The following is a 24583-nucleotide window of genomic DNA, read 5'->3' on the forward strand; positions in this document are numbered from 1 at the left end:
CGGGGGAACGAAACAGCAACAGACCCTATTCAAGGAGCTTCCATGCAGGACGCCAACGGCCTCGCCCCCGGTTTGATGATCATCCACGGCAACCGCCTGGAGACCCTGCGTGAGCTGGCGGTGGACTGGATGCGGGCGCACCCGCTGGCGCCGCTGGAAAACGAAGTCATCCTGGTGCAGAGCAACGGCATTGCCCAGTGGCTGCAGATGGCGCTGGCTGCCGACCCTGCTCAGGGCGGCTGCGGCATCGCGGCGGCGCTGGATGTGCAGCTGCCGGCGCGGTTTCTATGGGACAGCTACCGCGGCGTTTTGGGGCGCGACAGCGTGCCCGAGCAATCGCCGCTCGACAAGCAGCCGCTGACCTGGCGGCTGATGCGGCTGCTGCCTGCATTGCAGGATCAGCCCGATTTCGCCCCGCTTAAACGCTTTCTCGCCGATGACCACGATTGCCGCAAGCGTTACCAACTGGCGGTGCGGCTGGCCGACCTGTTCGACCAGTATCAGGTTTACCGCGCCGACTGGCTGAATGACTGGGCCGCCGGGCGCGACCATATCGGCCTGGCGCGCGCTGGCGCGCGGCCGCTGGATGATGAGGAACGCTGGCAGCCGGCGCTCTGGCGTGCGGTGCTGGCCGACGTGGGTGCCGAACGTCTGAGCGACAGCCGGGCGGGCATCCATCCGCGTTTTGTCCAGCACCTGCTCGACTGTGACAGCCGGCCAGCCAGCCTGCCGCGCCGGGTTATCGTATTTGGTATCTCGTCGCTGCCGGCGCAGACGCTGGAGGCGCTGGCGGTGATCGGCCGCTTCTCGCAGGTGCTGCTTTGCGTGCTCAACCCCTGTGAGTATCACTGGGGCGATATCGTTGCCGATCAGGACCTGCTGCGCCACGAGTACCGCCGTCAGCAGCGGCGGCCGGGTACGCCTTTGCAACTGGACGAGAACACCTTGCACCAGCACGCCCATCCGCTGCTGGCCGCCTGGGGCAAGCAGGGCCGTGACTACATCAACCTGCTCGACCAGCACGACGAGCGCGCCAGTTACGAAGCGCGCTTCGCCAATATTGCCGGTGGCCGGGTTGACCTGTTTGAAGCACCCGCCGGCAACACGCTGCTGCAGCAACTGCAGCAGGACATCCTGCAGCTGCGGCCGCTGGCCGAGTCGCGCGACTTGTGGCCGGCGGTCGACACTGCACAGGATCAGTCCATCCGCTTTCATCTGGCGCACAGCCCGCAGCGCGAAGTCGAAGTGCTGCACGATCAGCTGCTGGCCGCCTTTGCTGCCGACCCGGACCTCAAACCACGCGACATCATCGTCATGGTGCCGGACGTTAACCTCTACGCACCGCATATTCAGGCGGTGTTTGGTCAGCACAGTGGCGACGACCCGCGGGCGATTCCCTTTACCCTGGCCGATCAGGGCCAGCGCGGCCAGGAGCCGCTGCTGATTGCACTGGAGCACCTGCTGCGTTTGCCTGACAGCCGGCTGCCGGTCAGTGAGGTGCTGGACCTGCTCGATGTGCCAGCGTTGCGCAGTCGCTTTGGTCTGAGTGAGGCCGACCTGCCGACCCTGCAACGCTGGATCGAGGGCGCAGGCATCCGCTGGGGGCTGGATCAGCAGCGCCGCGCCGCTCTGGGTTTGCCAGACGGGTTGGAAGCCAACAGCTGGCGTTTCGGCCTGCGCCGGATGCTGCTGGGTTACGCCAGCGGCGGTGCCGAGGCCTGGCAGCAGATCGAACCCTATGACGAGATTGGCGGGCTGGACGCGGCGCTGATCGGCCCGCTCAGCGGCCTGCTGGATGCGCTGGACCGCCACGAAACGCAGCTGGCCAGTGCGACCGTGCCGAGTGAATGGGGCGAACGCCTGCGTCAGCTGCTGGATGACTTCTTTATCGCCGAGAGTGATCGGGATCAACTGCTGCTGGCGCAGCTGCACGAGGGGCTGGCCGACTGGCTGGAGCTGTGTGACGGCGTCGCGCTGGACGTGGCGCTGCCGCTCAACGTGGTGGCCGAGGCCTGGCTCGATGGTGTCGGCCAGAGCCAGCTCAGTCAGCGTTTTCTCGCCGGGGCGGTCAACGTCTGCACGCTGATGCCGATGCGCGCCATTCCGTTCAAGCGCATCTGCCTGCTGGGCATGAACGACGGCGACTACCCGCGCGCGCAGCCACCGCTGGACTTCGACCTGATGGGCCGTGATTACCGGCCGGGCGACCGCTCGCGCCGCGAGGACGACCGTTATCTGCTGCTTGAGGCGCTGCTGTCGGCGCGCGACGCCCTGCATATCAGCTGGGTCGGGCGCAGTATCCGCAATAACAGCGAACGGCCGCCGTCGGTATTGATCGGGCAGCTGCGCGATCATCTGGCTGCTGGTTGGCGCGCGGCGGACGACTCTGATCTGTTGCACGCGCTGACCGTCGAGCATCCGTTGCAGCCGTTCAGTCGCGCCTATTTCAGCGCCGATTCCGCGCTGTTCAGTTACGCCAGCGAGTGGCGTCAGCTGCACGACCGGCGTGCCAGCGATGATGCAGACCAGCCGCTGGCGCCGGTCACGCTGGAAGCGCCCATCGAGCTGCTGGCGCTGCAGCGCTTTCTGCGTAACCCGGTTGAGCACTTTTTTGCCGCCCGGCTGAAGGTCTGGCTGCAGGAGCAGCACAGCACCAGCGAAGACGACGAACCCTTTGCACTCGACGGTCTGCAACGACACCAGCTCAGCCAGTGGCTGCTGGAACAGGTGCAGCAGGCCGATTTGCAGGATGACTGGCAGGCCCTGCTGCTTGAGCAGGCCAGCCGCCTGCAGCAGCGCGGCAGCCTGCCGCTGGCCGGGTTCGGTCAGCTGACCCTGGCGCAACTGGTTGCGCCCCTGGGCGGACAGCTTGAGCGCTTCCGTGAGCAACTGCTGTTGTGGGATCAGCCGCTGGAAAATCCGTTGCTGTTGCAGGCGGTGGCGAGCACAGCGAACGCCACTATCGAAGTGGTCAGCTGGCTTGCCGGCGTGCGCTGTTGTGCTCCGTTGGACGGCCTGATGCGGGTCCAGCTGGTCACCGGCAGCCTGCTCGGTAAAAAGGGCGCGTTGCGCTGGCGCAAGTTGCTGGGCGAGTTGTGCCAGCACGTGCTGGCTGCGGCCTCTGGTCACCGGCTCACGACCTGTCTGATCGGCGCTGATGCCAGCATTCAGCTGCTGCCGCTGGAGCAGGAACGCGCCGCCAGTATCGTGCGCGATTGGTTGCTGGGGTATCTGCACGGCCTGAGCCGACCGTTGCCGGTCGCCGTGGAAACCGCCTTCGCCTGGCTGACCGAGGGCAAGGACGAAAAGCGCCTCGGTGCCGCACGGCTCTGCTACGAGGGCAACGACTTCAGTCGCGGCGAGGTCGACGGCAGCCCGGCGCTGCAACGCAGCTATCCCGACTTTGCCAGCCTGCAGGCGAACGACGAGTTTATCGGTTGGGCACAGTCCCTCTATCAACCGCTGGCGCAGGCGATTGAGGATGAATGGTTGATGATTACCCCGGCCGGGGAGGACCAAGCATGAGCAACCAACGCCCCCTGGCCCTGCGTTGCCCGCTGCGTGGCAGCCGCCTGATTGAAGCCAGTGCCGGTACCGGCAAGACCTTCACCATCTCGGCGCTTTACCTGCGGCTGGTACTGGGGCATGGCGATGGCGACAGTGCCTTCAGCCGTGAACTGCTGCCGCCGGATGTGCTGGTGGTGACCTTTACCGAGGCCGCGACCCAGGAACTGCGTGACCGCATTCGCGCACGGCTGGTAGAGGGCGCGCAGGCGTTCCGTGTTGAACTGACTGAACCGGACCCGATTCTCGCTGGCCTGCTGGCGGATATCCCTGAAGCCGAGCACGCCAGCGCCGCGCGCAAGCTGGATATTGCCGCCCAGTGGATGGATCAGGCCGCGGTATCGACCATTCACAGCTGGTGTCAGCGCATGCTGCGCGAGCACGCCTTCGACAGCGGCAGCCTGTTTACCCAGACACTGGAAACCGACCAACGCGACCTGCTGGCCGAGGTCGCGCGTGATTACTGGCGGTTGCATTGCTATCACCTGCACGGCAGTGCGTTGGCCTGGGTGCAGTCCGGTTGGGGCCAGCCGGACGCGTTGCTGGCACAGGCGCGCCGGTTGTTCGATCCGACAGCCGCTGCGCCTGCTACCGAACTGCAGGCGTTGCTGGAGCAGGTACTCAACCAGCGTGATGCCGAACTGGCCGCGCTCAAGGTGCCCTGTGTGCAGTGGGCCGATGAGCTGGAAGCGTTGCTGGATCAGGCGGTCGAGCAGGGCGTGGTCGACAAGCGCAAGATTCAGAAGCGCTACTACGCGCCCTGGTTTGAGACCCTGCGCCAATGGGCGCTGACGCCGGAACAGATAAAGCTTGAACTGCCGCCGGCAGCCTGGGCCCGGCTCAGCGAAGACGGCCTCGGCGAAGCCTGGAAGAAGGGCGCCGTGCCCGATCACCCGGCGCTGCGCGGCTTGCCGCAACTGCGCGAGGCGCTGGCTGCGCTGCCGAATCCGGACAGCGATGCGCTGCGTCATGCGGCGGACTGGATGTCGGTGCGCTTTGAGGCGGAAAAGCGCCGCCGTGCGCAGATGGGCTTCGACGACATGCTGACCCGGCTCGACGCCGCGCTGCAGGGCCCCAATGGCGACCGGCTGGCCGAGGTTATCCGTCAGCAGTTTCCGGTCGCGCTGATCGACGAGTTTCAGGATACCGACCCGCTGCAGTACCGCATCTTCGATCGCATCTACCGGGTAGCGGAAAACGATCAGGACTGTGCGCTGTTGCTGATTGGCGACCCCAAGCAGGCGATCTACGCCTTCCGCGGGGCGGATATCCACACCTATCTTCGGGCCCGTGGTGACACCGCCGGGCGGCACGAGAATCTGGATACCAACTTCCGCTCCAGCCAGGCGATGGTCACGGCGGTCAATCGGGTCTTCGAGCACGCCGAGCAGAACTTCGCCGCTGGCGCCTTTCTGTTTCGCAAGGGTGATGACAACCCCATGCCGTTTCTGCCGGTGCAGGCGCGCGGGCGAAAGGAGGTCTGGCGTTGCAACGGTGTGCCCGCGCCGGCCTTGACCGCCTGGTTGCTGGAATCGGAAGAGCCATTGACTGGCGATGTCTACCGACGGGAGATGGCCGAGCGCTGTGCCAGCGAGATGACCGCGCTGCTGCAGGCCGGCCAGCAGGGCAGCGCCGGGTTTGCCCGCAGCGACCAGCCGCTTGCGCCGGTGCGTCCGGCAGACATGGCGGTGCTGGTGCGCACCGGTCGCGAGGCGCAGCTGATTCGTGATGCGCTGGCTGCCCGCGGCGTGCGCAGTGTGTATCTGTCCGACAAGGACTCGGTGCTGGCAACCCAACAGGCGCAGGATGTGCTGCGCTGGTTGCGCGCCTGTGCCGAGCCCGGCAACGACCGCCTGCTGCGTGCGGCGCTGGCCAGCCACAGCCTGCACCTCAACTGGCAGGCGCTGGATCAGTTGAATCAGGACGAGCGCCTGTGGGAGCTGCGGGTCGACCAGTTCCGTGATTACCGGCGTATCTGGCAGCGCCAGGGTGTGCTGCCGATGCTGCACCGTCTGCTGCACGACTTTGAACTGCCGGCACGGCTGCAACAGCAGGACGATGGCGAGCGCGCGCTGACCAATCTGCTGCATCTGGCCGAGCTGTTGCAGCGCGCCGCCCGTGAGCTGGATGGCGAGCAGGCGCTGATTCGCCACCTGGCAGAGCTGATTCGGCAGGCGGACGAGGGGGCTGCGGATGAGCAGGTACTGCGGCTGGAAAGCGACGCCGAACTGGTCAAGGTGGTGACCATCCATAAGTCCAAGGGCCTTGAGTACCCGCTGGTGTTCCTGCCCTTTATCTGCCTGAGCCGCCCGGTGCGGGCGGACCAGCCGCTGCGCCTGAGTGACGGCTGGGTATTGAAGCCAACCACCGATCAGGTGGCCGAGGCTGACCGCGAGCGGCTCGGTGAAGATCTGCGCTTGCTCTATGTGGCGCTGACCCGCGCGCAGCATGCCTGCTGGCTGGGCATGGCGGACCTCAAGAGCGGCAACAACAAGCAGTCGGTGCTGCACCGCAGTGCGATTGCCTGGCTGCTGGGCGGTGGCGCGGCGCTGGAATCATCTATTCAACTGAAAGACTGGCTGACCCGCTGGCAGCCGGACGGCGAGGTAATCGCGTTGCAGGGCGCGCCGGAGCCGCGTGATGATCGACTGCCACTGCTGGATGATGGCCCGGCATTGGTCGATGCCCGTAGCCCGGCGCACGGTCGCTTCGATTCTTGGTGGATCGGTTCCTACAGTGCGCTGGCGCTCAGCGGCGAGAGTGCCGACAGCGCGCTGGCCGAGTGGATTGCCGACGACGAGCGCCAGAGCCGCTTTGTGCCGCTGCGTCGTGGCGAGCAGCCGAGCATTCACCGCTTTCCGCGTGGCCCGCAGCCAGGCACCTTTTTGCACGGTCTGCTGGAGCTGGCGGCGCAGGAAGGCTTCTCGGCGTTGCAGGATACCGAGCGTTGCCGACGCTGGCTGGCGCCGCGCTGTCAGCGCCGTGGCTGGGGTGAGTGGAGTGATTGCCTGAGCGACTGGCTGGGGCAATTGCTGCAGCGCCCGGGGCTGGTGCCGGGTACCGAGCTGGCGCTGGGTGAGCTGCCGCCGTCGCGTTACCAGAGCGAAATGGCCTTTATGTTTGCCGCCAGCAAGGTCGACGTGCAGCAGATCGATCGGCTGGTCACGGCGATGACGCTGGACGGGCAGCCGCGTCCGGCGCTGCAGCGTGACCGCCTGAACGGCCTGTTCAAGGGCTATATCGACCTGGTGCTGGAGCACGAGGGGCGCTATTACGTGCTCGACTACAAGTCCAACTGGCTGGGTGCAACGGCGGCCGATTACAGCGAGGCGGCCATGAGCCGTGCGCTGCTGGAGCACCGTTACGACCTACAATACGTCTTCTACCTGCTGGCGCTGCACCGCCAGTTGCAGGCGCGTTTGCCTGATTACGATTACGACCGCCACATTGGCGGTGCGCTCTACTGGTTTGTCCGCGGCGTCGACGCAGAGAACGGCGGCATCTGCCATCAGCGCCCGCCGCGTGAGCTGATTGAAACGCTGGACCGCCTGTTCGCCGGCCAGCCGGTTGAGGAGATTGACCATGCAGGGTGATCAACTGGATCTGCTCGGCAGTCTCGACCGCTCCGCCGTGCAGCTGGATAGCGCAACCGCGCTGCTGCAATTGCTGGATGACTGGCTAGCCAACGGTTGGCTGCGGGCGCTGGACCGGGCCTTCGCCGGGTTTCTGCTGGAGCAGGCGCCGGAAACCAGCCCGGCAGTGCTGCTGGCGGCGGCGCTGGTCAGCCACCAGTTGGGCCATGGGCATGTTTGCCTCGATCTGGCGGCTACGCTGGCCGAGCCGGATTTTGCCCTGTCGCTGCCGCCGGAAGGGGAGAGCCTAATCGATACGCCGCTGCCGTCGGCGGTACTGGCGGGCGTTACGCTGGACAGCTGGCGTGCGGCGTTGCAGGCCAGCCGAGTGGTAGACAGCCAGCAACCGGAGCAGGGCAGTTGCCCGCTGGTACTGGTCGGCCAGCGTCTGTATCTGCGCCGCTACTGGCAGCACGAGCGGCACGTTGTTTCGACCCTGCATCAGCGCCTGCAGCACCCACTGCAGGTTGCCGGGGATCTGCCTGAGCGGCTGGATACCCTGTTTGCCGGCAGTCAGCAGAACCCGGACTGGCAGCGCATTGCCTGCGCACTGGCGGCGCGCGGGCGTTTCAGCATCATTACCGGCGGCCCCGGTACCGGCAAGACCACCACGGTGGTGCGGCTGCTGGCGTTGCTGCAGACGCCGGCAGTGGAAGCGGGCAAGCCGCTGCGTATCCGCCTGGCCGCACCGACCGGCAAGGCCGCCGCGCGGCTGACCGAGTCGATCGGGCGGCAGGTCGGCGCGCTGCCGGTTGATGACGCGGTGCGCGATGCCATCCCGACCGAGGTCAGCACGTTGCATCGCCTGCTCGGCAGCCTGCCGGACAGCCGCCACTTCCGCCATCACGCCGGTAACCCGCTGGCGCTGGATGTGCTGGTGGTGGACGAGGCCTCGATGATCGATCTGGAAATGATGGCCAACGTGCTGGACGCTCTGCCGCCGCAGGCGCGACTGGTATTGCTCGGTGACAAGGATCAGCTCGCCTCGGTGGAAGCCGGCGCGGTGCTGGGCGACCTGTGCAGACGCGCCGACGCCGGTTGCTACTCAGCGGCCACGCTCGAATGGCTGCAGCAGGTCAGCGGTCAGTCGCTGGCCGAAAGCGGTTTGCAGCCCGGTGACGAGACGACCCATCTGCTGGAGCAGCAGACCGCCATGTTGCGCCATTCCCACCGCTTTGGTGCTGACAGCGGCATCGGTGAGCTGGCCCGCGCGGTTAATCGCTGCGACGCCACCGCCGCGCGTGATCTGCTGCAGCGGGGGCAGTTCGCCGATATTCACAGCCGGCGCCTGCCAGACCTGCGCGACCCCGGGTTTGCCGCGCTGGTGCTGGGCAGCGAGGGTGGCCTGCCGGGCTATGGCGCCTATCTGAGCACGCTGCAGGCGCAGCGCCCGGGCGCGGATGCGATGGCCGATGATCCCTGCTGGCAGGCCTGGGCGGGCGATGTGCTGCGCGCCTTCGACCGTTTCCAGCTGCTGTGTGCGGTGCGCCGCGGCGACTGGGGCGTCGAAGGCATCAACCAGCGGGTGGCGGATCTGCTGAGCCGTCGCGGCCTGCTGCACGCCGACAAGCTCTGGTACGAGGGGCGCCCGGTGCTGGTCACTCGCAACGACTACAGTCTGGGCTTGATGAACGGCGACATTGGCATTGCCCTGCGCATCCGCGAACCGGCGCTGCACGCCGGTCAGCCGGAGACCGAGGCGCTGCGCGTCGCCTTCCCGCGCAACGATGGCAAGGGCGGCATTCGCTTCGTGTTGCCCAGCCGTCTGCCGGAGGTGGAAACGGTGTTTGCCATGACCGTGCACAAGTCGCAGGGCTCGGAGTTCGAGCACGCCGTGCTGGTGCTGCCGGAGGCGCGCAACCCGGTACTGACTAAGGAGCTGGTCTACACCGCGATTACCCGCGCGAGCAAACACTTCAGCCTGCTGGAAAGCCGTCCCGGCGTGTTTGAGCCAGCGGTGCAGACGCCGGTGCGGCGGATCAGTGGGCTGGACCTGGGCGCGACCGCCAACTGATCACATCCCGTTCATCCAGTCCGCTGGCGGGCTGCGGTGGCGCTCGTGCAGCGGGGCCATCGCTTCGGTGTAATCGAGCAGCAGTCCCATGGCCCAGTCGGCGCGAGCGCGGATACGCTGGTCGTCTTCGCTGGCGGGCTCGTCGGGGTTCATGACCTGTTCGACGTTGCGCACGATCAGGTGCTCGGGCAGGTAGCAAAGGCGGCAGTTCTTGTAGCTGGAAGCGCGCAGCTCGGCCAGCGGGTAGCTGCCGCCCTGTCCGCCTGACACACCCACCAGCAGCGCCGGCTTGTGTGCCAGCTCGGCGCGGCCGGCATACATGAACAGGTTCTTCAGCGCCGGACTGGCCATGCCGTGCCATTCCGGGCTGATGACGACCAAGGCGTCGGCGCTGCGCAGGATCGCAGAAATCTCCGGCCAAACGCCGTTGTTGTCAGCCTCGGGCCACAGCGGCAGCGGTTGTCGGGCGAGTTCTATTACGCTGGTTCTGCAGTTCCTGCCTTGCAGGTTGGTGGCCAGCCAGTTGGCGACCTTGGCGCTCTGGCTGTTCTGCTGGCTGGAGCCGGCGATCAGGGCAATATGACGACTCATTTGGCGACCTCGGGGTTGAACTCGGGGGTGGGTTTGGCTTTTGGTTTGCGCACCAGCGGCCAGAACAGCTCCTGAGTCCAGCTGACCGGCCCGAGGTTCTCGATGCCGTACTTGGGCGGACGGCGGCGGGTGATCTTGGCGGTGCCGAACAGAATGTCCCAGAAGAACAGCAGGTTGCCGAAGTTGCCCTTGTAGTTGGTGACGCCGTCCTCTGCGCTCAGGCCATGGTGAGCCGAGTGGGTAGACGGGGTGGAGATGGTGCGCTCGACTACCCACATGACCGGCTTGAGCCACTTGATCTGATACAGCTTGGCGTCCCACGGCACACTGCTGTGAGCGCCATAGATGACGCACATCTTCAGGATCAGATAAACGAAGTAGACGTGTGCCAGGCCCAGATAGATGAGGATGCCGGAGAACCAGATACCGGGCATCAGCAGGTAGTAGAAGCTGTTGTTGCGGTAGACGATGCGGATGCTCATGTACTGGGCGGAGTGATGGGCCCGATGCAGGTCGTAGAGGAACGGCACTTTATGTGCCAGACGATGCCACCAGTACTGGGTCATATCGTCAAACAACAGGAACAGGGTAAAGCCAGCCAGCCATGGCAACTGACTAAGGGCGCCCTGCCACTCGGGCGCCAGCTGCTGCATCAGGGCGCCACTGGCGAAGGTGATGAAGGGCACGGTAACCCCGAGTAACAGGGTCGAGCCGATGATCTCGATCAGCGCGTCACGGCGCTGACCAGCCGGCTGGAAGAAGCGGCCGACGATGAGCTCAAGCAGGATGAAGGAGAAAAAGATCCCGGCGACGATAACGGCGGGGTTCAGGCTTGTTGTGATTGTTTCCATGCTAACCTCTGCGGGCGTTTTGTTAACTCGACTGCCTGGCAATCAAAAGCCATATTGGATTTTCCCGACATGCGCGCAGAGGACAAAAACAGAGTTGAATCGGCCAAGGTGTCTATTCAGCGCTTCCATCACGGCCCGCTTGGCAAGGTGCTGCAACGCTTCCTGCACGAGCGTGGCGACCGCGAAGATTTCGATCTGGTGGCGCTGGAGCAGCTCTGGCACAGGGCTGCAGAGCACGATCCGGCAATTGGTCTGCATCTGTTCTCGTTGTTCACACCGCAGGACTGGCATGTGCTGGCCTGCCTCGGCCTCTATGCCGATACCCCGCAGCAGTCGCTGGATTGTTGGGTCCGTTATCAGTCGCTGGCTTCTTCCATGGATTCCGTCAGGCGGGTACAGGACGACGGTATGACCGGTGTCAGTATTCGGGTTCACGCGGCTGCCGGGCTGGAGCGGTATCTGGTTGAGCACTACATGAACATGGCGGTAACCCAGATGAGTGCCGCGGCGCGGACAGTGCTGATGCCTGCGCGGGTGTGTCTGCGTCACCGGAAACCGGACTATTACGAGGCCTACCGGCCGGTGCTGGGCGAGTGCGTGGAGTTTGCCGCTGCCGAGAATCAGTTGTGGTTTAGCGATGCGGACATGCAGCGCGCCCATCCCGGTGCCAACCGGGCGATGTTTGAGCTGGTGTGTTGTGAGCTGGACCGACGTCTGGCGCAGCAGCAACGGTTTGGCGGCACCGCCGGACAGGTCTCGGCGCAGGTCCGTCGTGGTCTGCTGGACGGGGTGCAGGTCTCGCTGGAGGATGTCGCATCCGCCTTGCACCTGACCACCCGGACGCTGCGCCGGCGCCTGCAGGATCAGGGCCTGAACTACCGCCACCTGCTGGATCTGGTACGCGCCGAACTCGATCAGTATCTGGCCCTGCAGGGGCTGACCCGGGCGCAGATTGCGGAGCGTCTGGGCTATGGCGACACCGCCGCCTACCTACATGCGCGCAAGCGCTGGCAGCCTCAGAGTGTCTCGCCGGCGGCCGATACCAGCGCCTGAAACAGGCGGCGTTGACGCGGCAGGAACAGCAGAAATTCCGGGTGCCATTGCACACCAATAACAAAGCGCCTCCCAGGTGCCTCCACGGCCTGCGGGATCTGGTCGAGATCTCTGGCGCTGATGACCAGACCGTCACCCACCCGATTGATCGCTTGGTTGTGCAGGCTGTTGATGCGTGCGCGCTGGCGGCCGAGCAGGCGCGCCAGGTGGCTGTCTGGCTCGACGCAGAGGGTTTTCAGTGGCAGTACGGTGCGGCGCTGGGAGGTCAGTTTGCGGCGTGATCTGAGGTCCTGAAACAGGTTGCCGCCGCAGCGTACGTTGAGTAGCTGTGCGCCGCGGCAGATGCCCAGCAGCGGCAGCTCCTGACTCAGCGCATGGTCGATGACCGCTGACTCGAGGCGGTCGCGGGCGCTGTCATAGCGTGGCTTGACCTCGGGCTCGGCGGCGTAGAGTACCGGGTCCACATCGTGTCCGCCGGTAATGACCACACCCTGATAGCGGTGGTTGCGTTCCTCATCGCCCGGCTTGAGTTGCAGCGGGATGCCGCCATAGTGGCGCACAGCGCTGGCGACCAGAAAGCGCGGTCCGGCGGCGCCGTGGGTTGGCCCGGTGATGGCAATCACGGGCTTTGTCATGCGGTGTCCTTTGGCAGCCAGTCACGTGCCAGCTCCTTTGGCCAGCTTTCCAGCAGGCGCCCCAGGCCCTGTTGTTGCCACTTTTGGTAGGCCTCGCAGCAGCCTTGCAGCCGTTCGTGATCTGAGGCCAGTTTCTCCACCTCCAGCCAGTCGTTCCAGGCCTCGGTCATATCCCAGTCAGGCTCGTCGATACGGCAGTCAGGCAGGCGGTAGTGAAAGGTCGGTCGAGCCTTAATCAGCGGGTCCTGGGTACAGGCGAGCACCCGTTCCTCGTCCAAGTGGCGAAACAGCGGCAGCATATCCAGCGCACGGTTACGGGTCGGGTTGTGCAACAGGTAGTCATCTATCAGCTGCGCCTGGTCGGGCCAGTATCCGGGGTCGGTGACCAGCCTGACGTAGTCGGCGGGGAACGGGTCGACGTAGGTTGTGATACGGCGAGCCAGGTTGACCTCGGCACGCTGGTTCATCCAGTCGTAGAGGCACAGAAAGGCTTTCAGGTAAGCGCACAGGGTGCTGCTGTCGGCGTCTGGGATCTCCGGGTTGAACTGCATGCCGAAAGCGTTGGTCAGGCGGTCGCTGGTACCCTTGGCACCGGCCTGGCGCAGCTGCCTGATCAGCTCGTTGATTTCGTCCAGGCGATCAAGCGGCAACGGTGGGCTCACCAGTTCGACCGGCACCAGCGATTCTGCCATCCAGATGAGAGCGTCCTCGGCCGACCCCATCAGCTCGGCCGAGCGCGGATCCTCCGGGCGGGGCGTGCGGCCGATCTTCTTGACCAGTTGAGAGTCCAGTTCGACAATCCAGTCACCGGCCGGATCCCCCGTCAGGCGTCGCTCGCAGCGTCCCGGTTGTTCGATCTGATAGCCACCGTGGGTGGCAACCAGTGCACTCAGTTGGTCCAGATCGATGCCGTTCATTTCCAGCTCGACACCGACTCGGCGTTGAGGGCCCTGCGCCGTCAGCTGACGGGGAGGCATCGCCAGCTTGCGGTTGCGTTCATCCATGGTGTGTTCCTTTTGCGCGGTTCAGCACTGTAACGCGGCGTTTGCGCTGAACTGGTGTAGTATCCTCGTCTTTGGTTCTCTTGTTCCCACTCACACAGGTATGACATGAGCAAGCTTTCCGAGTTTCGCGCCGCCGAACGTCAATTGGCTGCCCAATTGGCACAGTTGGAAAAAATGAAGCAGGATTCCGGGTTGCAGCAGGAGCTGGCCTTTAACGATGCCCTGCGGGCGCTCATGGATGAGTATGGACTGTCTAATCGTCAGGTGCTTGCGATCTTGAGGTCTGCACCGGGCAATTGAGGTGGTGGCCTCCGCAGAGCTGAAGAAAAACGCCGACCCGCCAGGTAAGCGTGCGTTGCTGGAGGCTGCCGAGCGCCTCGCCGCCAGCAGCCGCTGCGTTACCAGCCTGGGGCTGCGTGAGCTGGCGCGCGAGGCGGGTCTCAACCCCAACACTTTCTACCGTCACTTCCGCGATATGGAAGACCTCGGCCTGCAGTTGCTGAGGCAGTCCAAGCGCGAGTTGCGCATGGCGTTGCGGGCATTGCGTCGGCAGGCGGCGGCCGAGGTTGAGCAAGGCGTTGGCGAGCCCGGCGTAAGCAAAGGACGAGCAGTCTGCCGGCAGACACTGCGGCTGTATTTCGACTACGTGCATGAGCACCGCAATCGGGTGCTGATTGCCCTTCGCGAGCTGCATGGCCCTTCGGCCCTGCTGCGTGAGGAGCTGCAGCGGCAGATGGACGAGTTTGCCGACGATATGGCCGAGGATATCCGCGAGCTGCAGCTGATTCCCGAGCGGGTTAGCGCCGCACAGGTGCGGCGGGTTGCCGGTATGGTTAACCGCAATATGTTGTTCCAGTCGCTTGACTATCTGGGCGAGCCTGCGCGGCGCAGCGACATTCTGGCGCTGGCAGAAGAGCAGGTGATGATGCTGTTCCGCGGGGCTGTTTCCCTGCTTGATCAGGGCGAGTTGCGGCCCTGATTCTGTCTTTCATTGTTCCTCCGATTTCACTAATGCGGGTCAAATCGCTATCATTGGTTTGTTTTTCTTCGGAAAACGCTTCGCATTGACTCGGCCGCCAGGGCGGAATGGATGTTATTGCTGCGCACGCTGTGTGCACCTCGTTGCCCTTCTGGGCTGTCAATTGTTGCCGCTGTGCTGCTGATGCAGTGCGGCTGGTACGTCCTCGGGCATTTGCCCGCACTGAAGCATCGGAGCATATTAAATGGCAAAAGAACCATTGAGTGAGCAGGACCCCGCGGCCGATCCTATCGGCCATGACGGCATCCCGGCACCGACCGGCGACGCCAACCTGATCGATACTGATTACGTTATCGGGCAGGACAACATTTCCGGCAGTTTTGTTTTTAGCCTAGATATCCACGGCAAGGTGTTCACCATTTCGGCACTGGCTGTTGTGCTGTTCGTGGTGCTGACCCTCGCGCTACAGGCTGAAGTTGCACCGCTTTTTGCTGCGTTGCGTGACTGGCTGACTAGTAACCTGGCATGGTTTTTCCTTGGTGCCGCGAATATTTTTGTGATCCTGTGCCTGGGCTTGATTGTTTCGCCTCTGGGCAAGGTGCGTATCGGCGGAATGGATGCCAAGCCGGACTATGGCTACCTCGGCTGGTTCTCCATGCTGTTCGCAGCGGGGATGGGTATTGGTCTGATGTTCTATGGCGTATCCGAGCCGATGTCGCACTTCTCCTCGTCGCTTGGTGGTGTGACGGTCGGTGACGATGGCTTGCGTACCGACTGGGCACCGCTCGGCGCTGCTGCCGGCGATGCCGAAGCCGCTGCTCGTCTGGGCATGGCGGCGACGATCTTCCACTGGGGCCTGCACCCTTGGGCTATCTATGCTGTCGTAGCACTGGCACTGGCGTTGTTCTCCTTCAACAAGGGGCTGCCGCTGACCATTCGCTCGATTTTCTACCCGATTCTCGGTGAGCGGGTCTGGGGCTGGCCGGGGCATGTGATCGATACCCTGGCGGTATTCGCCACGCTGTTCGGTTTGGCGACGTCATTGGGCTTCGGCGCCGAGCAGGCGACTGCCGGTTTGCATTACCTGTTTGATATCGGCACCGGCAATGTCACCAAGGTGTTGCTGATCACCGGGATCACCGGTCTGGCGCTGCTCTCGGTGGTTGCTGGCCTGGACAAGGGGGTCAAGCGACTGTCCGAGATCAACATGGTGCTCGCCATTGTTCTGCTGCTGTTCGTTATCATTGTCGGGCCGACCCTGGCGATTACGACGGGCTTCTTTGACAACCTGCTGGCCTATGTCACCAATCTGCCGGCGCTCTCCAACCCGGTAGGCCGTGAAGACGCCAACTTTACCCAGGGCTGGACTGCCTTCTACTGGGCGTGGTGGATCAGCTGGTCGCCCTTTGTCGGCATGTTCATCGCCCGGGTCAGCCGTGGCCGCACCGTGCGTGAGTTCCTGATTGCCGTACTGCTGGTGCCGTCACTGGTATCGGTACTTTGGATGACTGCCTTTGGCGGCACTGCCATTGGCCAGTTTGTCACCGACGGTTTCACCGGTGTGCAGGATGCGGCGCTGGAACTCAAGCTGTTCGTCATGCTCGGTGAGCTGCCGTTGACCGCGATTACTTCGTTTGTCGGTATCGTGCTGGTGATCGTGTTCTTCGTAACCTCCTCCGACTCCGGCTCACTGGTGATCGACACCATCACCGCCGGTGGTAAGGTCAACGCGCCCGTGCCGCAGCGGGTGTTCTGGGTGATCGGTGAAGGGGTGGTTGCGATTGCGCTGTTGTTGGGCGGCGGTCTGGCGGCATTGCAGGCGATGGCCGTTTCAACCGGGTTGCCGTTTACCATCGTGCTGCTGGTTGGCTGTATCGCCATCATCAAGGGATTGATGAGCGAGCCTCGCTAGATACGGCTGCGTAGTAAAAGGGTCGCACCGCTTCGGCGTGCGGCCCTTTTTTGTTTCCGGTTATGCTCCGGTTGCTGGCAGGGTAGGATAGGCGCCTGCCTGCGTCCTTGAGGGCTCTACCTGGCCTGACAATGGTGCAAAGGGTATCGGTAATTCACTTAAATGGTGCAACTGTGGCAAAAGTAGACATGCGGACGGAGCGCTCCAAGCAGAGCCGGCAGGAAATCATGCGCAAGATTCTGGATGCGGCCATTGCCGAGTTCAGCCAGCACGGTTTCCAGGGGGCGTCGACCCAGGCGATCGCCGAACGGGCGCAGCTCAAAAAGTCGCAGCTGCACTATTACATCGAAGACAAGGAAGCGCTTTACGCGCAGGTGCTGGGCATGGTGCTGGACAGCTGGCGCAGTTTCTTCGTCTTCGACAGCGACGCCAAGCAGTCACCGCGCGAGGCGCTGAGCGAGTTCGTCCGGGTCAAGCTGGACTACGCGCTGGAGAATCCGGAGCTGTCGCGCATCTTTACCATGGAGGTGCTCAGTGGCGGAGCGCGGCTGGAGAACTACTGGCCGGGCGCAATGGAGGCGACCCATGCCAAGGTCGCCAAGATCAACAGTTGGGTAGCCGAGGGGGCGTTACGTCCGCTCGACGGTCGGCTGTTGATAATGCATATCTGGGCGCTGACGCAGTATTACTCTGACTACACCCTGCAGGCCGAAATGCTGCTGGAGTCGCCGTTGACGGCACCCGATGTGCGACAAAAAATCGAGCAGGAATTGATCCAGTTTGTCCTCTCTGGCGCCGGTCTGCGCGCCTGATTATCTCCGTTCACGCACCCTGATCTGCTGCTGAATTGGTGCCACAGCGTTCTGCTGGCATGTGTTATGCATTTAGTTTGACCAAGTGTACAGTCTATTTGGTCAATATATGTTTTCAGCCGAATTCAACCCGCTGCGCATTGCCGCCTCCGACATGCTTACGCCGGATGTCATGCGTCTGCGCCTGCAGCATCCACAAGGTGACCAGCTGCCGCCGTTCGAGGCGGGAGCCCACGTCCAGATTCAAATCAACGAGCAGTATTGCCGAGCCTACTCGCTGTGCAGCAACCCGGGTGATTTGAGCCACTACGACATTGCGGTCAAGCGCGAGATGCTGGGTCGCGGTGGTTCGCAGGCATTGCATGCGCTGGCTCGCCCCGGGGGAGAACTGGCTGTCAGCGCGCCGTGCAATCTGTTTGCGCTGGCGCCGCAGGCCGAGCATCACCTGCTGGTGGGAGGGGGCGTTGGCCTGACTCCGCTGATGGCGATGGCATACCGGCTCGCAGGGCAGGGGCTGCCGTTCAGCTTTGTGGTTGCTGTTGCCAGCTCAGGCGGCTCGCCCTTTGCTGCGCAGCTGGCGGGTTCCGGCTGGCCTGTTGAGCTGGTGCACAACCCGCGTGAAACGCTGGACATTTCTCGCACGCTTGCTGCGCTACCCGCCAACACTCACGTCTACTGTTGCGGCCCGCAAGGGCTGATGGAGCGGGTGCGCACGCAGTGTGCCGGTTTGCCCGCTGACCAGTGGCATGAAGAAGCCTTTGCGGGCAGCGAGACCACTGTGCGATCGGGCTTTCAGCTGCACCTGAGCAATAGCGGAGTAGACATCGAAGTGCCAGCCGGCAGTTCCATGCTAGCGGCCCTGCGCCAGGCCGGTGTTGCCCCTGAAACCAACTGTGAGCAGGGCATCTGCGGCAGCTGTGTGGTGGCCTGGTGCGACGGTGAGCCGGTACACGGCGACCAGTGCCTGGATGATGAGGATCGCAGTGAATACATCGCGATCTGCTGCGGCAGTTGTCGCTCACCGCGCCTGACGCTGGCGCTTTAAACCTTTGCTGCTTCAGGAGTGAATGATGAGTAACGATGTAACCAATGGCGCGCCGCTGGCGCGATACGCCGCCGCCAAGCGGGTGGGCGACTTCGTCTTTCTGTCAGGTGTGATTGCGGTAGACCCTGCCCGCCGACTGATTGTGCGCGGCTTCGAAGACATTCCGAACGATATTGCCGATAGCCTCGGCCGGACTGGCGAGTTCTCCAGTGATATCAAGCAGGGGCCGATCCTGGCGCAGAGCTGGTATGTGCTGGATGCCATCCGCCAAATCATTGAGCGCGAGGGTGGCCAGATGAGCGATGTGTTCAAGCTGGTGCAGTACTTCCGCAACCTGGACCATTTTCCGGCGTACAGCAGCGTGCGCCGGCGTTTCTTTCCCGGTGAGCCGCCGGTCTCTACGGTCGTCGAGGTCAGCGCGATGCTGCCGACCGACGACGTCCTGATCGAAGTGGAAGCCACCGCCTACCTGCCGCTGGGCGGCACCAAGGAGTCATGATGCTGCACGGATATACCCCCGCTGAACGCTTTCTGCCGTACCTGAGCTGGACCGATATCGACGCGCTGTCGGACAAGGCCAATACCGTCATTGTGTTGCCGGTTGGTGCTATCGAGCAGCATGGTCCGCATATGCCCTGCGCGGTGGATTCGATTGTCGCTGCCGGTGTTGTAGGCAAGGCGTTGGAACGTTTGCCTGCCGAGATTCCTGCCTTCGCGCTGCCTGCCATTACCTACGGCAAGTCTGACGAGCATCTGCATTTTCCCGGCACCATGACGCTGACCGGTGAGCTGTTGCTGCGCACCATTCAGGAAATCGGTGAGTCGGTTTACCGCGCCGGGTTTCGCAAGCTGATCATGGTTAACGCCCACGGTGGTCAGCCTCAGCCGCTGGAGATGGCGGCCCGTGAGCTGCGCTTGCGTCACGGCGATTTCATGGTGATCCCGCGCTCCGCCTGGAGTGTGACATTCGATAGCAGCTTCATGCCCGAGCAGGAGCGCCAGTTGGGCATGCATGCCGGTCACGGTGAGACCGCATTGCTCATGCAGCTGGCGCCCGAGACCCTGCGGATGGAACGTGCTGAAGCGAATTACCCGCCGCCATTTCCTTGCCCGACGTTGTCCAGTAGCCGCCCCGCAGCAGCCTGGACCGCACGCGATTTCGGGCCATCAGGCGTTATAGGTGATCCCACCGGGGCGACGCCGGAGCAGGGCGCGCAGCTGCTGGAGCAATTGAGCAGCCAATGGGCACAGGCGATCACCGAGGTTCATCAGGCGCGCTGGGTTGAGCGCGAGGTAAGCACCTGGGGCCGCAGTCAGTACAGCGGCCACATCGAGTCACGTAACTGAGTTTCGTCAGGTTCATATCGTTCAAGCGACAGGAGATGAGTCATGCAAGCAGCAGCAAACACGCGGCACCGGGTAAAACGGATGGCATCACTGACAGCGCTGCTGGCCGCAGCTGGCTGTGCCAGTGTGCAGGCGGCGACGCCGTTTACCTTCATCACCAACTGGTATGCCCAGGCGGAGCACGGCGGCTTCTATCAAGCCCTGGCCGATGGCCTGTATGCGGAAAAGGGGCTGGATGTCACCATCCGCATGGGTGGTCCGCAGGTCAATTCGGCACAGTTGCTTGCGGCCGGCCAGGCCCAGTGCATCATCAAGGATGACATTGGTACTGTGATGGCGCGGCAACAAGGTATTCCGCTAACCATGGTCGGCAGCAGCTTTCAGTATGATCCGACCGTGATCATTACGCACAAGGATGTGAATTCGCTGGCCGAGCTGGAAGGTCGCAAGGTGCTGATCTCGTCCAGCGCGCATTCATCTTGGTGGCCGTGGGCCAAGCGGCAGTTCGGTTTCACCGACGCGATGAGCCGTCCCTACACCTTCAACGTGCAACCCTTCATCGCCGACAACTCGCTGGCGCAGCAGGGTTATATGAGTTCTGAGCCCTTTGCCCTGCAGCGCGAGGGTATCGAGTTCAACGTATTTTCGCTCGGTCAGCAGGGGTATCCGCCCTATGGCAACTCGATTGCCTGCAGCGACGAGCTGATCAAGCAGCATCCGGAGCAGGTGCAGGCGTTTCTGGACGCGTCGCGTGAGGGCTGGAAGCGTTATATCACCGACCCGGATGCAGGCAATGCACGGATCCAGCAAGAAAACACCGATATGAGCAGTGAGCAGTTGGCCTTTGCACTGGAGCGCCTGCGTAGCAGCGGCATGGTGGCTGGCGGTGATGCGGCAACGCAGGGCATCGGCGTGATCACTGACGCGCGCATGCAGGTGACCTGGAACATGCTGGTGGAAAACCAGTTGGTCGATACCGACATGGTTTCGCTGCAAGACGTTTATACCACCGAGTTCGTCAATCAGAACCCGGTCATGCCCTAACCCAGACAGCGCGCATGCGCACTCCGGTGCGCGCGGGTCCAACAGGACGGATAACGAAATGGTTTCTACCGAAGCGCTGAACGCATTGCAGCAACAGCTCCCTGAGCTGGATTGGATCACCTCCAAGGTGCATATCAAGCGGTTGTCGCGAGACTTCTACTGGTTCAGCCCGATGCTGGTACCACAATTGGCGGACAAGTTGGCAGACCTGGTGGTAAAGCCTCGCAATGAGGCAGAGTTGGCGACGCTGGTAAGTCGTTGTGTCGAGTTCGGAATTCCCATGACGGTACGTGGTGGCGGCACCGGCAACTACGGGCAGGCGGTGCCGCTGGAAGGCGGGGTAGTGATCGACATGACTGCCTGCGCCGAATTGCAGTGGCTGGGCGATGGGCTGGTGCAGGTACAGGCCGGGATGAAAATTGCTGAGCTTGAACAGCGGGTTCGTGAGCGACGGTGGGAGCTGCGTTGTATGCCATCGACCTATCGGGCGGCGAGTATCGGTGGCCTGTTTGCCGGTGGCTTTGGTGGTATCGGCTCGATCAACTATGGGCCGATCTCGACCCCTGGCACCGTGCAGGCGATTCGTATCCTGACCATTGAAGCGACGCCGCGGGTGCTTGAGTTACGTGGCGATGAGCTGCTCACCTATCACCATACCTACGGCACCAACGGCATTTTGCTGGATCTGGAGTTGGCGCTGGCGCCGGCGCGGGATTGGGACGAGTACCTGTTCGACTTCACCAGCATCGAGGCGGCCTACGGTTTCTGTCGCACCCTGCTGGACGCGGCCGGTATCGAGAAGCGTGAGCTGTCGCTGTATGACAGCCAAGCTGCGTCCTACTTCCGCGATATTCCGTTTAGCCAGCCGGCCGGGCATTTTTTGGTGATGGCATTGGTGGCGCCGCACAGCCGCCAACCGCTGACACAGTTGCTGGCCCAGCACGGCGGTGCGCAGCTGTGGACGCAGACCTTTGCCGACGCGCAGGCGAGCGGGTTGACGCTGATGGAGCACTGCTGGAATCACGCGACGCTGCAGGCGCTTAAGCACGATAAGGGCTTTACCAATCTGCAAACCAACTACGCGGCGGATCGGGTGCTGGAGCAATTGGCGGAGCTCAAGGCTGTGGTGGGTGACGAGGTGCTAACGCACCTGGAGTTCATCCGTCTGGGCAATTTGCAGCCGTTGATCACCGGGTTGCCGCTGGTGCGCTATAGCTCGGATGCGCGTCTGGATGAGATCATGGCGCTGCACGAATCGCTCGGCATCAAGATCAACAACAGCCATACCTTCATGCTCGAAGATGGCAAGCACGGCGGCTCATTGAGTCCGGCGATTCTCGCCAGCAAGGCGGCCAATGATCCGCACTCGTTGCTCAACCCTGGCAAGATCCGCTCGCTGCAGGGCTGATTCAGTACCAGAGTTCGCGTAGCGGCGTGTCAGGTTGATAGTGGGTCAGCACTTGCGCCTGCAGCAACTCGGCGGTGGCGACCGCATCGGTCAGTGCATGGTGGGCGTGGTAGTGCGGCAGGCCATAACGCTGGCGGCTGTCGGCCAGCCGGATTGATTCGATCTTGCGGCCGAACAGCCGCGCCAGCCAGCTGGGTTGAGCGCTGCCGCGGTGCATCCGGGCTTCGAGCTGCATGGTATCGATGACCGGGAAAAACAGCGGCTCACCGAGATACTGGCGTGCGGCGCGGTCAAGAAAGGCGCGTTCCAGCGCCCGGTAATGCACCACCATGACGCGGCCAGCCATGGCCTTGAGCAGCAGGTTCAGGGTGCTGGCCGGGTCGGACGCCCGGCGGATATCCGAGTGAGTGATGCGATGGTAGGTAATCGATTCCTCACTCAATGGAATGTCTGGCTTGACCACCCGATAGAATGCCTCGCGGCAGCGGATACGTTGCAGGTTGAAGGGAATCAGTCCGATGCTGACGATGGCATCGCGGCGGGCATCCAGGCCGGTTGTTTCGATATCCAGCGCTGCCAGCGGTACTTGTTCCAGCGGCGTCTCGCCAGTGGGGCAGCCGGCATGGTAGTAGGCCTGCAAACCCGGTTGGCTGCTGCGTTCGGCCAGTCTAGCCAATTCGCTGGGCCAGTCAGGTGCGCTTGTTTCGATGCTGTTGCCGGCGGGGTTGAAACGAATCATAGGGTACGGGTTACCGGCAGGTGCGGGTAGCGGAAACGCAGGAACTTCTGGGCGTTGCTGAGAACCTGAAACGCTTCCTTGAGATTGTGCCGTTCCGCGGTCGGCACCTTTTCCGGCTCGATTTCGTTGTCCGGTTCGATGCCGTCTTCGATATCCAGCGCCTGATGGCGGATACGCACCAGCGAGAGAAATTCCAGTGCATAGCGCAGGCGCTCCAGCGATTCTGGCGGCATCAGCTTGGTGGCCGCGATGGCGTCGAGACGCTCAAACGAGTTCTGCGCCCGCGAGCCGCAGGCCAGCGCATGTACGCGGATCAGATCGGTCAGCGGCGCGGTACCTCGGCGCTTGAGGTTGATCACGTTCTTCTGGCGGCCGTCCTTTTCCATCACGAAGGTACGGAAAATTCCGAGCGGAGGCGTGCGGTTCAGGGCGTTGCGCGCCAGCGCTGCGAGGAACGGCTCGTTGCAGCTGGCGCGTTCGGCCAGCAGTTCCTGCAGCTCTTCCACCAGGGCCGACTCGCCATAGACCGAATCCAGATCGAAGAAGATGCAGCTGTTGAGCAATGATTCGGCTTTCGGTCGCTCGATCCAGTCGATGAAATACTTGCGCCAGACTGATAGCGGTTGCCGCCATTTCGGGTTGGTCGCCATGATTCCGCCCTTGCAGTAGCTATAGCCGCAGGCGGCCAGGCCGTCGCTGACAAAGGTCGCGAGCTTGAGGAAATAGTCGTCGTGCAGGGCCGGGTCGAAGCTGTCATCAAGCACCAGGGCGTTGTCCTGATCGGTAACAGCCAGCTGTTCGTCGCGTGCCATCGAGCCCAGGGCCATGAAGGCGTAGGGCACCGGCGGCGGGCCGAGTTCGTCTTCGGCCAGCTCCAGCAGGCGCTGGCTGAAACCGCGACCAATCCCCGACATGGCACTGCCGATCATGTGAGCACTGGCCTCATCTCGGGCCATGCGGACGAAGGTGGCGCGCACATCCGGCAGCAGCGACTGCAGCTCCTCGACCGATTGCTTGTTATAGATGGCGCTGACCAGATAGAGGCTGCTCTGTGACTCGTACTTGATGATGTCGCTCAGGTTGATCAGGCCGATCGGACGGCGGCGCTTGACCACCGGTAGGTGGTGAATGTTGTTGCGCAGCATGCTGAGCATGGCCTCGAACACAGTGTCGTCACCTTGCACGGTAATCGGGTTGGGGGACATGACTTCACTGATCGGCGTGTCCAGCGCCAACCCTTCAGCCAGCACGCGGGTGCGGAAGTCGCGGTCAGTGATGATGCCGACCATCACCCCATGCTGGGCGTCGGCCACCGGCACCCGATCCGGATTCGGCCAGTGGCTGTGGGGGTCAACCACCACCAGCGACGAGACACTCTGGCTGGTCATGATCTGCGCGGCTTCCTGCACACTGGTGGTTAGCGGTGCGGTTACCGGCAGGCGGGAAATCAGTTTGCGCACCTTGATTTTCATCAGTTCGCTGGCGCGGCCGTTTTCGACTGCGGCCTTGAGTCGTGACTGACCCTCGGCCTCAACAAAGTCGGCAAAGTGCTCGTGCTGTTCACAGAGCTGATCGAACAATGTGCCCGGGATGTAGTAAATCAACGTGTCTTCGATGGCGCGGGCGGGAAAGCGTACCCGGTTGCGCCGCAGCAGGCCGAAGTGGCCGAAGATGTCACCTTCGCCCAGCCGGTTGTAGAGATCGCCGCTGCGCCGAAAAATATCGACTGCGCCACTGCGAATGTAGTGCAGCTCGTGGATTTCCTGATTGAACGTCAGGATGTCGGTGCCCGCTTTGAAGTAGGCAATGTCGACCTGCCGGGCGATGTCGTCCAGCAGCTCCTCGGGCAGTTCGTCGAACGGCGGGAAGCGACTCAGGTGGTCACGAATCTCGATCAGCTCAATCTGCATGTGGCGTCCGGTTCGGGTGTTGGGAGTCCAGCTCTTGCCAGTG

General features: G+C 63.1%; 19 protein-coding genes. 13 read left to right on the top strand and 6 right to left on the bottom strand.

What is annotated here, in order from left to right:
• The first annotated feature begins 42 nt into the window (after positions 1–42).
• The 3 genes from recC to recD are packed head-to-tail and all read left to right on the top strand — an operon-like array spanning position 43 to position 9210.
• A complete protein-coding gene (recC, locus tag C1949_RS15470) occupies positions 43–3525 on the top strand; it encodes an exodeoxyribonuclease V subunit gamma (RefSeq protein WP_104739374.1) in 3483 nt (1160 codons plus the stop codon).
• Entirely contained in the window at positions 3522–7157 is a 3636-nt protein-coding gene (gene recB, locus C1949_RS15475) for an exodeoxyribonuclease V subunit beta (protein ID WP_104739375.1), read from the top strand. The genes recC and recB overlap by 4 nt, the downstream gene beginning before the upstream one ends.
• The gene (recD, locus tag C1949_RS15480) at positions 7147–9210 is read left to right on the top strand and encodes an exodeoxyribonuclease V subunit alpha (protein WP_104739376.1); all 2064 of its coding nucleotides are present in this window, start codon (positions 7147–7149) and stop codon (positions 9208–9210) included. The genes recB and recD overlap by 11 nt, the downstream gene beginning before the upstream one ends.
• Here the strand turns inward: recD and C1949_RS15485 are convergent, their stop codons facing one another.
• Both C1949_RS15485 and C1949_RS15490 read right to left on the bottom strand, forming a co-directional pair.
• Positions 9211–9801: an NADPH-dependent FMN reductase gene (locus C1949_RS15485; RefSeq protein ID WP_104739377.1), complete on the bottom strand. Its 591-nt coding sequence runs from the start codon at positions 9799–9801 to the stop codon at positions 9211–9213.
• Entirely contained in the window at positions 9798–10652 is an 855-nt protein-coding gene (locus tag C1949_RS15490; protein ID WP_104739378.1) for a sterol desaturase family protein, read from the bottom strand. Before C1949_RS15490 ends, C1949_RS15485 begins: the two co-directional genes overlap by 4 nt.
• 69 nt (positions 10653–10721) lie before the next feature.
• On the opposite strand from C1949_RS15490, the gene C1949_RS15495 reads away from it, so the two are divergent.
• Entirely contained in the window at positions 10722–11705 is a 984-nt protein-coding gene (locus tag C1949_RS15495; protein ID WP_104739379.1) for an AraC family transcriptional regulator ligand-binding domain-containing protein, read from the top strand.
• Here the strand turns inward: C1949_RS15495 and C1949_RS15500 are convergent.
• The gene (locus C1949_RS15500) at positions 11669–12340 is read right to left on the bottom strand and encodes a gamma-glutamyl-gamma-aminobutyrate hydrolase family protein (protein ID WP_104739380.1); all 672 of its coding nucleotides are present in this window, start codon (positions 12338–12340) and stop codon (positions 11669–11671) included. The genes C1949_RS15495 and C1949_RS15500 overlap by 37 nt on opposite strands.
• Entirely contained in the window at positions 12337–13344 is a 1008-nt protein-coding gene (locus C1949_RS15505; RefSeq protein WP_104739381.1) for an amidoligase family protein, read from the bottom strand. The genes C1949_RS15500 and C1949_RS15505 overlap by 4 nt, the downstream gene beginning before the upstream one ends.
• Positions 13345–13449: 105 nt before the next feature.
• Here C1949_RS15505 and C1949_RS15510 point away from each other — a divergent pair, with 105 nt between their 5' ends.
• From C1949_RS15510 to C1949_RS15550, 9 genes are all read left to right on the top strand, one after another.
• Positions 13450–13644 (top strand): hypothetical protein, encoded by a 195-nt coding sequence (locus C1949_RS15510; RefSeq protein WP_088277286.1) that lies wholly within the window; start codon positions 13450–13452, stop codon positions 13642–13644.
• A gap of 1 nt (position 13645) precedes the next feature.
• Positions 13646–14323, top strand: coding sequence for a TetR family transcriptional regulator (locus C1949_RS15515; protein ID WP_104739382.1), 678 nt, complete (start codon positions 13646–13648; stop codon positions 14321–14323).
• Between the two features lie 244 nt (positions 14324–14567).
• Positions 14568–16235: a BCCT family transporter gene (locus C1949_RS15520; protein ID WP_104739383.1), complete on the top strand. Its 1668-nt coding sequence runs from the start codon at positions 14568–14570 to the stop codon at positions 16233–16235.
• Positions 16236–16408: 173 nt separating this feature from the next.
• Positions 16409–17047 (top strand): TetR family transcriptional regulator C-terminal domain-containing protein, encoded by a 639-nt coding sequence (locus C1949_RS15525; protein ID WP_211287180.1) that lies wholly within the window; start codon positions 16409–16411, stop codon positions 17045–17047.
• A gap of 109 nt (positions 17048–17156) precedes the next feature.
• Positions 17157–18092: a PDR/VanB family oxidoreductase gene (locus tag C1949_RS15530; protein ID WP_104739385.1), complete on the top strand. Its 936-nt coding sequence runs from the start codon at positions 17157–17159 to the stop codon at positions 18090–18092.
• Between the two features lie 25 nt (positions 18093–18117).
• Positions 18118–18591, top strand: coding sequence for a RidA family protein (locus tag C1949_RS15535; RefSeq protein ID WP_104739386.1), 474 nt, complete (start codon positions 18118–18120; stop codon positions 18589–18591).
• A complete protein-coding gene (locus C1949_RS15540) occupies positions 18591–19439 on the top strand; it encodes a creatininase family protein (protein ID WP_104739387.1) in 849 nt (282 codons plus the stop codon). Before C1949_RS15535 ends, C1949_RS15540 begins: the two co-directional genes overlap by 1 nt.
• Before the next feature lie 42 nt (positions 19440–19481).
• Positions 19482–20483 carry an ABC transporter substrate-binding protein gene (locus C1949_RS15545; RefSeq protein ID WP_104739388.1) on the top strand — a complete coding sequence of 334 codons (1002 nt, stop codon included), beginning with the start codon at positions 19482–19484 and terminating at the stop codon, positions 20481–20483.
• Between the two features lie 58 nt (positions 20484–20541).
• Entirely contained in the window at positions 20542–21891 is a 1350-nt protein-coding gene (locus C1949_RS15550; protein WP_104739389.1) for an FAD-binding oxidoreductase, read from the top strand.
• Between the two features lies 1 nt (position 21892).
• On the opposite strand, the gene C1949_RS15555 is transcribed toward C1949_RS15550, so the two are convergent.
• Positions 21893–22630 (bottom strand): 3'-5' exonuclease, encoded by a 738-nt coding sequence (locus C1949_RS15555; RefSeq protein WP_104739390.1) that lies wholly within the window; start codon positions 22628–22630, stop codon positions 21893–21895.
• A complete protein-coding gene (locus C1949_RS15560; RefSeq protein ID WP_104739391.1) occupies positions 22627–24540 on the bottom strand; it encodes a DUF294 nucleotidyltransferase-like domain-containing protein in 1914 nt (637 codons plus the stop codon). Before C1949_RS15560 ends, C1949_RS15555 begins: the two co-directional genes overlap by 4 nt.
• Positions 24541–24583 lie beyond the last annotated feature (43 nt).

The organism is Halopseudomonas oceani, assembly GCF_002903165.1.
Classification (GTDB): Bacteria; Pseudomonadota; Gammaproteobacteria; order Pseudomonadales; family Pseudomonadaceae; genus Halopseudomonas; species Halopseudomonas oceani.

Coding starts and splice junctions, on each gene's coding strand:
- recC (WP_104739374.1), top strand. CDS start 43: ATGCAGGACGCCAACGGCCTCGCCCCCGGTTTGATGATCATCCACGGC.
- recB (WP_104739375.1), top strand. CDS start 3,522: ATGAGCAACCAACGCCCCCTGGCCCTGCGTTGCCCGCTGCGTGGCAGC.
- recD (WP_104739376.1), top strand. CDS start 7,147: ATGCAGGGTGATCAACTGGATCTGCTCGGCAGTCTCGACCGCTCCGCC.
- C1949_RS15485 (WP_104739377.1), bottom strand. CDS start 9,801: ATGAGTCGTCATATTGCCCTGATCGCCGGCTCCAGCCAGCAGAACAGC.
- C1949_RS15490 (WP_104739378.1), bottom strand. CDS start 10,652: ATGGAAACAATCACAACAAGCCTGAACCCCGCCGTTATCGTCGCCGGG.
- C1949_RS15495 (WP_104739379.1), top strand. CDS start 10,722: ATGCGCGCAGAGGACAAAAACAGAGTTGAATCGGCCAAGGTGTCTATT.
- C1949_RS15500 (WP_104739380.1), bottom strand. CDS start 12,340: ATGACAAAGCCCGTGATTGCCATCACCGGGCCAACCCACGGCGCCGCC.
- C1949_RS15505 (WP_104739381.1), bottom strand. CDS start 13,344: ATGGATGAACGCAACCGCAAGCTGGCGATGCCTCCCCGTCAGCTGACG.
- C1949_RS15510 (WP_088277286.1), top strand. CDS start 13,450: ATGAGCAAGCTTTCCGAGTTTCGCGCCGCCGAACGTCAATTGGCTGCC.
- C1949_RS15520 (WP_104739383.1), top strand. CDS start 14,568: ATGGCAAAAGAACCATTGAGTGAGCAGGACCCCGCGGCCGATCCTATC.
- C1949_RS15530 (WP_104739385.1), top strand. CDS start 17,157: ATGTTTTCAGCCGAATTCAACCCGCTGCGCATTGCCGCCTCCGACATG.
- C1949_RS15535 (WP_104739386.1), top strand. CDS start 18,118: ATGAGTAACGATGTAACCAATGGCGCGCCGCTGGCGCGATACGCCGCC.
- C1949_RS15540 (WP_104739387.1), top strand. CDS start 18,591: ATGCTGCACGGATATACCCCCGCTGAACGCTTTCTGCCGTACCTGAGC.
- C1949_RS15545 (WP_104739388.1), top strand. CDS start 19,482: ATGCAAGCAGCAGCAAACACGCGGCACCGGGTAAAACGGATGGCATCA.
- C1949_RS15550 (WP_104739389.1), top strand. CDS start 20,542: ATGGTTTCTACCGAAGCGCTGAACGCATTGCAGCAACAGCTCCCTGAG.
- C1949_RS15555 (WP_104739390.1), bottom strand. CDS start 22,630: ATGATTCGTTTCAACCCCGCCGGCAACAGCATCGAAACAAGCGCACCT.
- C1949_RS15560 (WP_104739391.1), bottom strand. CDS start 24,540: ATGCAGATTGAGCTGATCGAGATTCGTGACCACCTGAGTCGCTTCCCG.